Source organism: Streptomyces sp. NPDC048462 (assembly GCF_043200175.1).
Lineage (GTDB): Bacteria > Actinomycetota > Actinomycetes > Streptomycetales > Streptomycetaceae > Streptomyces.
The window spans coordinates 26,234-38,339 of the sequence record NZ_JBICXG010000018.1; the positions used below are offsets into that span (position 1 = coordinate 26,234).

The following is a 12,106-nucleotide window of genomic DNA, read 5'->3' on the forward strand; positions in this document are numbered from 1 at the left end:
TTATGCGCGGTCGTCGTCCAGTATGCGGCGGAGCTTTCCGGCCAGGGAGCCGGACGTGTCCAGGCCCCGCGCGCGGAGCCAGGCGTCGATCAGCTGCTCCAGCCGGTCGCCGGTCAGGACCCCGTCACCGGGGCCGGACAGGATGTCCGGGCTCAGCGCCTCCAGGATGTGGAGGACGTCCTCCAGGGAGTCCTGATGGGCCACCAGCCACGCGATCACGGCCGGGTCGCCCGGCAGATCCGGTACCTCGGGGTCGCCCGGGAGGTCCGGGGCCGTGCCGTCCGGACCGCCCGTCGTGCCCAGCGCGTGTTCGTCGGGGAACAGGCCGTCCGTGGCCACGTGTTCGCGCAGCTCCGCCTCGGTCAGCGGGGCGATGCGCCAGTAACGGCCCCAGTTGTCGGTGTAGTCGAGCTCGGCCGGCTCCGCGCTGCCGCTGCGCCGCAACCGGTCGAGGACGAGCTGGGAGCCGCGCATGATCTCGTCCAGGGAGTGGTGCTCCGCCTGCAGCATCTCGGCCATCACCCCGAGCCGCACCAGGCCCAGATCGACGTCCAGGCCCCATGCCTCGCGCATCTTCGCGGCCTGCGACATCAGCCGGTGGGCCGATCCCGAGGTGCCGGCCAGGACCAGGCTGCCGTCCGCCTCGGCGTCGGCCTGCGCGGGGGTGCTCATCGCGATGTGGAACCGGTTCATCCCCGGGATCCACGGGACGGCCTCCTGCGCCATCAGGGCCCGCTCGGCCTCGCTCAGCGGCGGCGAGAGGTCCTCGGGGCGCGCCGATGTGCGCAGCGTCCGCCCGGCCTCGTCCATCAGCGTCTGCTCGCCGGGGGTCCGGGCCGGCTGCCCGCTGAGTGCCGCGTAGGCCGTCATCGCCTCCGACTGCGGCCTCGACGCCCGGTATTCGGCGGTGATCACCTCGGGGTTCGGGTCGGGGCTGCCCAGCAGGTCCGAGATCAGTCCGCCGTGCCCGTCCGGCGACTGGGCACCGATCCACAGCATTCCCATCCGCTCCCGCAGGTTGCCCGACTCGACCACCGCCAGGAGCCGTTCCCGGCCGGTGCCCACCGCCCCGTCCACGGTGGGGTCGTCCGAGCCCAGCTCCGGCCAGCGGCCCGCCGCCCCGGCCCGCTTCCACAGCTCGCGCACCATGACGCCGAGCTGGGCGTTCGCCGCTTCGTGACCGCCGAGATAGCGGCCGAGGCGCTGCTCGAAACGCCTCGCCTCCCGCGCGTAGCGGATGCGGGCCATGACCCACTCCGGCGCCGGACGGGCCGTCAGCAGGTTCCGCACGTGGAGCGGCGCGCCGGTCAGGGCGTCCGCCACCCGGCGCAGCCGTGCCTCGCTCCCGGTGGCGGTGGCGGTGGTGTCCGGCCCGTCCGGCAGTCCGGCGAGCAGCCGGTCCCCGTCCCGGACCAGGAGGGCGGCCGGTGTGCTCGCGGTGGGTTCGCCGTGGAGCGTCGTCGTGCCGTCCGGGCCCGCCACGGCCACCGCGACGCCGAGCCCGCGAGCCGCGGCCGCCACGAGCGGCCCCATCGGCACGTCCACGCCCTCGCCCCCGTAGGAGGGGTCGGTGAGCAGCGCCCGGAGGCGCTGCACGGGGTCCGGGGAGATCCGTGCGGCCGGGAACCGGTCGCCCAGCAGCATCGCCTCCGCACGCTGGTCGGTAGCGAGCGCTACGCCGATCCGGTCGAGGAGGCCCAGCGGAAGGCTCCGGCCCCCGTCGAGCGGCGGCACCGTCACCTCGGACACGTCGTCGGCGGTGAGGGTGCGGTCCAGCCAGTCACGGAAGTCCCCGGCGGTCTCGACGCCCGCCGCGCGCAGCGCGTCGGCGGCCTCGTACCGGAGGGCGAACAGCACCGTGTCCACGGTCCGGTCGCCCTCTCCGGGCGACTCGTGGAGCGCGAACACGGTGCCGCCGAACTCGGCGGAGTCCGGTCCGGTGCGCCGGTAGCCGGGCGCGGGAGCCTCCGACGCGGCCGCCGTACCGTCGGCGGGGGTGTCCTCGTCGTACGGCCGCGCCGGGTCCGGGCCCTCGTCGTCGGTGAGTTCCACGAACCGCGGCCACGGCTCGTCCTCGGCGTTGTTGTACACGGTGTGCGGGTAGGGGGGCGCCTCCCGCAGCTCGTAGTCCGCGAACGGCTGCCCGGTATTGGGGTCGGTCCCGATGGCGCGGTTGACGATGCTCATGGCCATGCCCGGCGGGTAGAGCACCTCGTCCTCGTCGATCCACGACGAGAAGGGCGTCACCACGCGGGCGGTGGAGTTCTCCACGTACCCCCGCATCGCGTGCCGGTCCCGGGCCCCGGCCATTTTCACCAGGTCGCCCCGGGTGTATCCCGCGGCCGTGGACACGCTCTCGGTGGTGCTGCGGAACCTCGGCATGTACATCGTGGTCGCGGTGACCAACGGCGACTCCCCCGGGATCTCGTCCAGGCGTCCCGGGAGCCAGCCGCCCCACCACACCTCTTCGTTCACCGGGGGCAGGATCTCCAGCGCCTCGACCGCCATGTCGACGTGCAGGGCCAGATCGTCGTACACCCGGTCGGCGACCTCGTCCACCTGGCGGCGCACCTGCGCGAGGGCCGGGCCGGCCGGCTCCGGGCCCAGATCCCGCAACTCCTGGATCGCGTCGCCGAGGTCCTCGTCGGAGCGCAGCAGCTCGGGCAGGACCGGGTCGTCGCTCACGGCGTCCTCACGCGCGTACCGCCACACCTGGTGCCTGGTCATCCAGCGGCCGACGGCCTCGCCGAAGCGGCCCCCGGTGACGTAGGTCTTGAAGAGCGGGTGGTCCTCGCCGGTGTAGAGGTACAGCGCGGTCAGGTGGCCGGCGCTCAGGGCGCGCAGCGCGGCCCGGCCCCGCTCCCCGAACCGCTCCAGCCACTCCCGGGCCGCCTCGACCCGCTCCTCCTGGGACTCCATCAGGGTCCCGGTCAGCGCCGCGTTCAGCGCCTTGCCGATGTCCCCGGGAACGGCGACGTCGTACTTGGAGACGAAGCGCGTTCTGAGGTCGTAGGCGTGGTGGTGCGGCAGGGAGGGACCGATACCGAAGGTGCGCCCGGCCCACTGGTGCAGCCGCGCACCGTCGGAGCCGAGCGCGACACGTTCCGCCTCGGTGCCCAGGCCGGTCAGGTGCGAGGCGCGCAGCACCTCGGGCAGGGAATGGGTGTCGGTCAGGATCGACCAGGCCAGCACAGCCTTGCGGAAGGCCATCAGCTCGGGCCCCGGCGCCCCGGTCGCCCGGTGCGCCTGCAACAGCCACAGGGCCGGACCCGCCGTCCCGCCGACGTACCGGAATCCGCGCGGGTCGTGTGCGGTCCGGTACGCGCCCTGCCGGTGGCCCCTCGGCCGGGGCGCCTGCGGCGAGCCGAGCCGGCCGGGCAGGGTGGCGCGCAGGGTGACGGGCCCCTGGCCGCCGTACGCCGCGGCGGCGAACGCCCGCATCAGCGCGGGCACGGACGGCCCGGACGCCAGGAACCGGCGTACCGCGTCCGGCTCCCCGAGCCATTGCCCGGCCTCGGGCCCCTGGAAGAAGGCCCGGTCGGCCGCGGGCGCACCATGCACCTGTGCCAGAACCTGGTGGAGCCGGGCGACGGCCCTCGTGGCGGCCTGGACGCTCTCGGGGTCGCCGGCCAGCTTCTGCGCCAGGGTCACCTCGAAGCGGAAGCTGAGGTGCCGCCATCCCCGCTGCCGGTACAGCGGCGTGAAGCGCACGGCCCCGGGGGTTCCGGCGACCTGCCATCCGGGCACCGACCAGGGCGGGCCGGTACGCGCGGACGGTCCCGGTTCCACAGCGGCCTCCCCGGGCACGGGGAGGCCCGGGTCCGAACCGGCCCGGCCCCTCGCGGGTACCCGCAGCCAGCTCGTGGGGCTGCCGTCGGCGGACTCCAGGAGGTGGATGTCGGCCGTCGGCCCGCCGTCCTCGTCCCGGCCGGGTGTGACCGCCATCAAACCGGTGTCGATGAACGTCTCCAGGCCGGTGACGTCGGCGATCCCCCGGGCCCGGCGCTCGGCACGCCGCAGACTGTCCTCCCGCAGCGCGGTGCGAGCGGCGGTGTCGGCGCTCGTGCCTGGGCCCGTGCTCGTGCCTGGGCCCGTGCTCGTGCCTGGGCCCGTGCGCGGGGCGCACGCGAGGACCGTGATGCTGGTGAAGCCCGCCTCGGCCAGGTCCTGGCCGAGCAGACGCCCCGCCATCTCGGCGTCGGCGCCGACGGGCATGTCGTCCTCGCCGACGACGGCGTAGCCGTCGTCCCGGCCGTGGGACGTCCAGAAGAACGTGCCGGATTCTCCCGTGGCGGGCAGCGGACGCCGCAGGGCCACACGTTCCCCACCGGGGCCTCGGCTCCACTCCGTGTAGTGCGTGGCCTTGGGCAGGTGGCCGTAGAAGGGCTCGCGCAGCGCCCAGTCGCGCCGTGAGAAGGATGCCTTCCCGACCACCCTGCTGCCCTGACGGATCTCCCGGACGACGATCCCCGCCGCGGACGGGGCGGTCCCATGGCCGGTCCACGGGCTGTTCCAGTAGTCGGGGTCCGGGTGGGCGGGGGCCGGTATGCCGGCGAGGGCCCCTGCACCAAGGTCGAACAGGTCCTCGGCAGGGTCCGCGAACTCGGCCGGGGTGAAGGGGAGCGGGCCGTCCTGCGGCAGTGCGGCGAGGCTGTCCGGCACCGGGGTCGCCTCCTCCACCACCTCGCTCAGCATCGGGGGCCGCTTCTCGGTGCGGACGAGCCGCCGGCTGACGACGTCGAACCGCATGCCCGGCGGATACAGCGCCTCCCCCTCCGACAGGTGCTTGAAGAAGGGCACGCCGTCGCGCGCGGTCGAGTCCCTGATCTCGATCAGCTTGCGGTGCGAACCTGCGGGAACGGCCTTGTCGCCGAGTGCGAACTCGACCGCCTCCCCGACCACGAGGGAGGCGCTGCGGAAGAACGCGACGTCGATCGTCTCCTCGCCGTACATGGGGCCGTTCACGTCCGGCGCGTCCACGGGTCCGGGCGCCCCGCGCTCGCCCCACCAGGCGGTCCGCCCGACGGGCGGCAGGATGTCCAGCGCTTCGATGGCCATGTCGATGTGCAGCTTCAGCTCACCGTGCAGCCGGTCCGCCATCATGTCGACGCGGCGCCGCAGCCGGGCCAGCTCCGGGCTCGGCGCATCGAGATCGGGCAGGTCGCTCAGTGCTTCGTACAGCTCGGTGAACTCCGGCCGGCTCACCAGGGTGAGCGGGGGCATGTCCAGCTCCTCCTCGCGCGCCGAATCCAGGATGTAGCGCCAGGTGTGGAAGCGCACCAGATGACGGCTGACGCCCTGGCCGAGCCGCTCGCCGTTGAGCAGCGCCTTCATCAGCCGGTAGTCGTACGAGCTGTAGAGGTAGAGGGCCGTCATATGGGCCGGGGTGAGCCGTCGGAGCGCCTCGGCGCCGCGCTCGCCGTGCCGGTCCAGCCACGCGGACATGGCGAGGAGCCTGCCGGTGGGCCGGGGCGGGAGCTCGCCGTCGAGCGCGGCATCGGCCATCGCGACCAGCGCGTCGGGCACGTCCATCGTCCCGGTGACCTCGAACGGGAACGACATCCGCTGCTGGTACATGACCTGGTGCGGCGGGGCCAGGGCGTCGAGCGCGCCGCTGTCGGCGTCAGCCGGCAGCAGCCCGCTGTCCAGGAAGTGGCCGACCGCCCAGGTGTGCAGCGAGGCGCCGTCCCGGGTGGCGGCGGCGCGTTCGTCCGCGGCGCCCATGCCGATCAGGTGGGAGGCGCGCAGCACCTCGTGCAGCGACTGCAGGTCTCCCGGGATCATCCAGACGGCCAGGGCGGTGCGGAACGCCGGCAGCACGGTGGGCGGCAGGCCGAGGGCGGCGGCCATCCGCAGCAGGCGCAGCGCGGGGCCGCGCTCGCCGCCCACCCGGCGGAAGCCACGGTTGTCGAACACGGCGCGGTAGGCGCTGTCCGCCGTGAACCGGCCGAAGCCGCCGCCGGCCCCGGCGAGGGCCTCCTCGACCTGGCCGGGCAGCTCCCGGCCGGCGTACGCGGCGCGCAGGAGGACCCGCATCAGGCCGTCCAGCGCCTCCGGGCCCGCAGCCGTGCCGAGCAGCTGCTCCAGCTCGGCGACCGGGTCCTGCGGCGCCTGGTCCGGCGTGAAGAAGGCGCGCTGCGCGGCCTCCTCCCCGTGCCGCTCGGCGAGCGCCGCGTACACCTCGCGCACCACGTCCCCGACCGCCTCGGCGAGTTCGGGGGCCTCGCTCAGCGCCTCGGCGAGGGAGTCCTCCCAGTCGACGGCGGCCTGCCGCCACTCGCGCTCCCGGTACAGGCCGGTGAACCGGGCGGTCTCCGGGGCCCCGGCCGGCTGCCAGGACGACACCGCCCAGGGCGCTTCGGCGAGCTGCTCCGGGCCGGTGTCCGGCGTACCGCCCGTGACGTTGACGTGGTCCCGCGCCGGACGGGCGAACGCGGCGCGCCCGCCGGTGCCCGCGTCCAGGGCCGGTGTCCGGGGGCCCGGCCGGCCGTCCGGGTACTCGGTCACCCATGCCGTGGCTTCCCCCTCGGCGTCCTCCAGCAGGTGCGGCAGCCCGTCGGACACCGCCGAGCGGCCCACCGGCATATGGACCGGCAGCCCGGACCCGTCCGCCATCCGCCTGGCCCGCGCACGGGCCTCCGCCTCGCTCTGCGGTACGTCGCCGGGGCCGCACGCGAGCACCGTCACGCTGCGGGCGCCACGCTCTCGCGCCGAGCGCAGGAGCCGCCCCGCGTACGTACCGTCGTCCCGTCGTACCCCGCCGTCCTCGGTGACCAGGGCGAGCCCGTCGGGGCCACCGTGCGACGCGAAGAAGAACGTGCCGTCGGCCGTGCCGCCGCCCGGCAGCGCCCGCTCGGTCGCGACCGGCCGGTCCTCGCCGTCGCGCTTCCACGACACGAAGCCCCTCGCGCCGCCGAGCCGGGCGTACTGCTCCTGCCGCACCGCCCAGTCCGCGTCGTCGAACGAGGCCACACCGATGAGTTCGCCGTCCTCCCCGTGGACGGGCCGCAGCACCGGCGCGGGCCGCTCGTCGGACTCGGCGGCGCCGGCCGAGGGGCCGATGCCGAACAGCTCGTCCGCCGGTCCGGCTTCCGCGATCCGCCGGGCGGCGCCGGGCATCCGGTGACGCGCAGCCACCTCCGTTGCTTCCACGGACTCGTAGGGCTTGGTCTGCTCGCCACCCGGAACGACCGTCCGGGTGGAGACGCCGAAGGAGGCCCCCGGCGGGTACAGGGCCTCCGTCTCCTGCGGCCGGACCACGAACGGGCTGACCTCCCGCGCCGTCGAACCCGCCACGTGCACCAGCCCCCGGTGGGCGTCCCCGGGAATGCCCTTGCTCCGGTGCATGAAGCCGAGCGCTTGGTCGCGGACCAGCGCCGTGCTGCGGAAGAACGGCATCGTCATCCCGTTCCTGCCGTACACCGGCCCGTCCGCGGGCGGCTCGCCCAGCGCACCCGGCATCCCCCGGTCGCCCCACCAGACGTCCTGGTTCAGCGGGGGCAGGATCTCCAGGGCCTCGATCGCCATGTCGACGTGCAGCGGAAGGTCCGCGTACAGTGCGTCGGCCATCGCGTCCAGGCGCCGCCGCAGGCCGGCCACCTCGGGCGTCCGGTCCTGGAGGTCGTCCACCTCCCACATCGCGTCGAACAGGGCGGTGAAGGCGGGCTGCTTGCGGAGCGTCATCGGCAGCAGGTCGGGGGCGCCGACCTCCGCCATCTTCCGGGTCATCGTCCAGGTGTTGAGGCGCACCAGCCGGCGCCCCATGCCAGGGCCGAACCGCTCGCCGTTGAGGAACGCCTTCATCTGCCGGTAGTCGGCGCCGCTGTAGAGGTGTACGGCCGTCAGATGGGCCGGGTGCAGCCGCTCCAGGGCCTTCCTGCCCTCGTCGCCGTAACGGTTCAGCCAGGTCCCGAGCGCCCGGCCCCGGTCGGTGTCGGGGAGCGGGTCCCCGGCGAGCGCGGCGGCGGTCAGGGCCACGAGGCCGCCGGGGAGGGCGAGCCTGCTGGGTGTGATGTCCTGGCCGAACTTCATCCGCTCGGCATACAGGGCGCGATGCGGTGGTTCGAGCGGCTCGGCGGGCGGGGCGTCCGGGTCGGTAAGGGGCGCGTCGGTCGTCGCCGCGGTGTCCGCCGCCCAGTTGTGGAGACCGGCGCCGTCGCGCAGCGCGAGGTCGCGTTCCTCGTCGGTTCCCAGGCCCAGCCGGTGGGAGGCGCTCAGGATCTCCGGCACCGACTGCAGATCGGCCGGGACCGCCCAGGCGATGACCGCGTCGCGGAACGCGTGCAGCTGCGCGGGCGAGGCGCCGAGCGCGGCGTAGGTTCGCAACAGCCTCAGCGCGGGCCCCCGGTCACCGCCCACCCGGCGCAGGCCCCGGCTGTCGTGCACCGCCCGGTACGGGCTGCCCGGCGCGAACCGCGCGCGCCGGCCGGCCGGCCGGGACAGGGCTTCGGCCACCTCGCGCGGCAGCCCCGGACCCGCGTACGAGGCGTACGTGAGCGCGCTCATCAGTTCGTCGACGGCCAGCGGCCCCGGGGGCAGCGCGAGCAGCCGCTCCAGGTCGGCGGCCGGGTCCGCTGCCTGGGTCCCGGCGACCGTGTCCGGGGCGAAGAACGCCCGCCGGGCCGCGGCCTCGCCGTGGCGCTCGGCGAGCTCCCCGTACATGCGGCGCACCGCGTCACGGACGGACTCGGTGAGCCCGGCGGTCCGGCTCAGGTGCCCGGCGAACGCGAGCTCCAGGGCCACCCCGAGCCGTCGCCACTCGCGGTCCCGGTACATGCGCGTGAACCGCACCGAGCCCGGCGATCCGGCGGGCCGCCAGGACCGCACCGCCCAGCCGGGACCGGTGTAGGAGGCGGTTCCGGGGTCCGCCTCGGGGGCGTGCTCCGGGGCGTTTTCGGGGGCGGCCGGGGACACCGGGGTGGCGTTGATCCGGGCGGGGGACGGATAGCCGATGCCGGACCGCTCGTCCCTCTCACCGGGGCCGGTGCCCGTGCGGGCGGCGCCGCCCGGGACGGTTCCGGGAGCGAAGTGGAACGTACCGACGCCGGACTCCCGCCGGGCCCGCGGCGTCGGCCAGGACGGGCGGGACGGGTCCGGGGCAGCGCCCTCGGGGCCCGGAAGCGGCTCCGCCGCCTGCGGGGCGGAGGTGGCTGCCGAGGTGCCGAAGACGGTGAGTGCGGCGTCCGTGGTGGTGCCGGGGGAGGCGATCTGCCGGACGGTCCCGGTCCACTGGCCCGGGTTCTTGGTGGCCGGGTCGAGGAGAGCGAGGATGCCGAGAGGGGCGGCGGGGTCGGTGCCGCTCAGCATCATCGGCGCGTCGTAGCCGAAGGCCGGACGTCCGGTGCGCTGGGAGAACCGCTGCAGCAGGCCGGCGGGCAGCTCCCCGGGGCCGGTGGTCAGGAACAGCACCGGGGTGTTCAGCGGGAGCGTATTCAACGCCGGGTCCATCGCCACCAGCGCCAGGAACTCACCCTCCGAGACCTCGACGGGAGCCCGGCCCGGCAGATGCAGCACGAGGGAACCGGCCCAGTCGACCTCGACCACGCTCAGCAGCGGCATGGGCCGGTCCGGACCCGTCCAGACCGGCTGGACCGGCTGTGTGACCGTCCCGTTGGGCCCGTGCGCGATCCGCCGCACCCGGGCCCAGTCGATCCCGGCGGGCGCCGGCGTACCCGACCAGTTCACACCCTGGACGTTCGGCCCCTGCCGCAGCAGAGCCGCCGGGGCGAAGGCGCCGGTCTCCTGGAGATGACGCGCGGCCAGCAGATCGTGATCGGAGGCGTCCGCGCCCTCCGCGATCGCCTTGGCCGTCAGCTTCCACAGGGTCTCCTGCCCGGCCCGGTCCCACACGGCGGCCGCATCCAGGTGGAGAACCTTGCGGCCCATCGTCTCCCGGTCGGCGGGCGGCATCGACCGGAAGATCTGGGCCGCACGGGTCATGGCCCAGAGCGTGGAGGCCGCATGCCTCGGAGTGGACGGCGCGCCGGGCGGCAGCGACTGCACGTACCGCATCTTGCCCATGCCGTTCTCACTCATGTGCTTGAGGGTGAGATCGACCACCGGCGCGGGTATCTCCTCCGTCAGCTTCGCGTCGGGATCGGCCGCGATCCGGGCCGCGGCGAAGTCGAGCAACGCCACGTATCCGGCCGGAGCCGGGGCCTTCCCGCTGTGTTCCTGGACGAAGAAGGCCCACATGTCCAGGCGGAACGGCGTGAGCGCGCTGATCGCCGGATCGTTCGCCCGCATCCGCTCCAGCGCGCCGATCCCCTTCAGCACCCGCTCGTACCGGCCCCCCACCACGCCTCGGTGATCCTCGATCTCGTTGCCGAACACCAACCGCAACGCCCGTACCAACCGCAGCATCGTGGCCCGGACCTCCGGCGACGCCTCACCCGGGCCGCTGTGCAGTCCCGCCTCCCGCGCCAACTGGTCCAGCTCCGGGTCCAGCGGCTCGGGTCGGGCGACGACCCGGCGGCCACGCTCACCGTCGGCGCCCTCCAGAGCCACCCGCATGGTGTTGTCCATGCCGGTCTGCCTGGTGCTGCCCTCCACCTCCTGCCGACTCAGATTCGCGGCATGCCCGATGAACGAGACGTCCCCCAGCGGATCGTCGATATGGGGCGCCGGCGCGTACGAGCGCTGGAGCTGCCACGGGTCACCGTCCGTCGCACTCCAGCAGACCTCCAGATGCAGCCGGCACCCCGGCGGCAGTTCCCGCACCTCGCGCAAGCCCGTGATGTACGCGGCCGCGTCCCGCTTGTCCAGCAGCACCGTCCGGCCGTCGAGGAGCGGCAGCCGCATCCGGCCCGGATAGCCGTGAGCGGCGAAGAGGTACACGGCCGAAGCCATCGACACCGGCTCCGTACCGGTGTCCTGGTAACCGGTGTCGGCGTGTGTCCGGTGCACGAGGCGGCGCATCTTCCGGAAGATCCGGAACCGCTCCTCCCGGGTCCGCAGCGCGTCCCCCCGCGCGACCGCGAGCCGGCCGTACCGCTCGTTGTTCTCGTCCGCCAACGGCCGCGTGTCCACGTCGCTGTCGCGGAACACCGTCCCGTCCATCGCGGTCCACCGACGGTCCTCGTACGTCGTGTTCGCGGACGGGTCGACCGAGATCCACAGGCCGACCGGCGCGTCCGGATCGCGGTCGACCATCACCACGACGTGCGCGTCCCCGGAACCGTCGGCGATCAGGCGCCCGTCACCGCTGGGACCCCACACCGTGCGCCCCAGCCGGTCGGCCACCGTCCGCAGCGTCCGCTGGTACTGCGCCCCCGCGAACGGAACGGCCAGCACCACCGGCACGTCCTTCGCCAGCTTCGTCAGCTCGGGATCGGCCTCGAGCGCGTCCGCCAGCCCCTCGGCGTCCAGCACCCGGCCGTCCGGCAGGCGCACCCGCCCGCTCTCGCCGTCCGCCGACACCACGTACGCGCCCTGCGGCCACGGCGTCGCCGCACTCGACACCTGCTTGGGGACGTCGCCGGCCCGGGTCTCGATGACCCGTACCTCCGGCAGCACCCGGCTCACGGACGCCTTCTTCCAGCTGCGGCCCCGCGAAGGGCCGGACGATGCGGAGGACGCGGCAGGACCGGCGGACGTGGAGGACGCCTCAGGCCCGGCGATCATGGTCCGCGCCGAAAGGATGTCGTCGTTCGGCCCCGTGAAACCTCCGGTCACGGCCGGGGGCGCGGCAGGGGGCACCGCAGGGGGCTGGGTCGTGGCTCCCGGCGTCGGCCCGAAGAGGGACATCTCCGCGTCCGGCGCCGCCCCGCCGCCGATAGCGTTCGGGGTGGCGGTGGCCCCGTCCCAGGCCCGCACGCTCTGGTATTGAGGAGTGAGCCGGAGTCCGGACAGCTCCAGATCGGCGCCCACCGAACCCGCCGCCGACACCAGCAGGAACTGCAGAGCCACCGGCAACGGAGGCACCGGCTGCCCCTGATCGACGAAGTACCCATCGACCGCCGACCGCAGACCGGCCCAGTTCAGCAGCGAATCCGAGCCATTGGCCGCCCGCACCCGGTCCAGCGCCCAGAACCCGCCCAACAGTGCCTCGAACGCCGCACGGTCGTCCTCCAGCAGCGGACCGTAGACCAGCCGGATCGCCTGCACC

Annotated in this window: 1 protein-coding gene (only partly in view); it reads right to left on the reverse strand. The window is 74.5% G+C overall.

Translation table 11 applies throughout. From position 1 onward, the window contains the following. On the reverse strand, positions 1-12,106 hold the 3' portion of the coding sequence (locus ACGFU6_RS26640) for a lonely Cys domain-containing protein (protein ID WP_393614461.1). Its footprint extends 16,718 nt past the window's final position; the window shows 12,106 of its 28,824 coding nt (coding positions 16,719-28,824); its start codon lies beyond the right edge, outside the window; its stop codon occupies positions 1-3.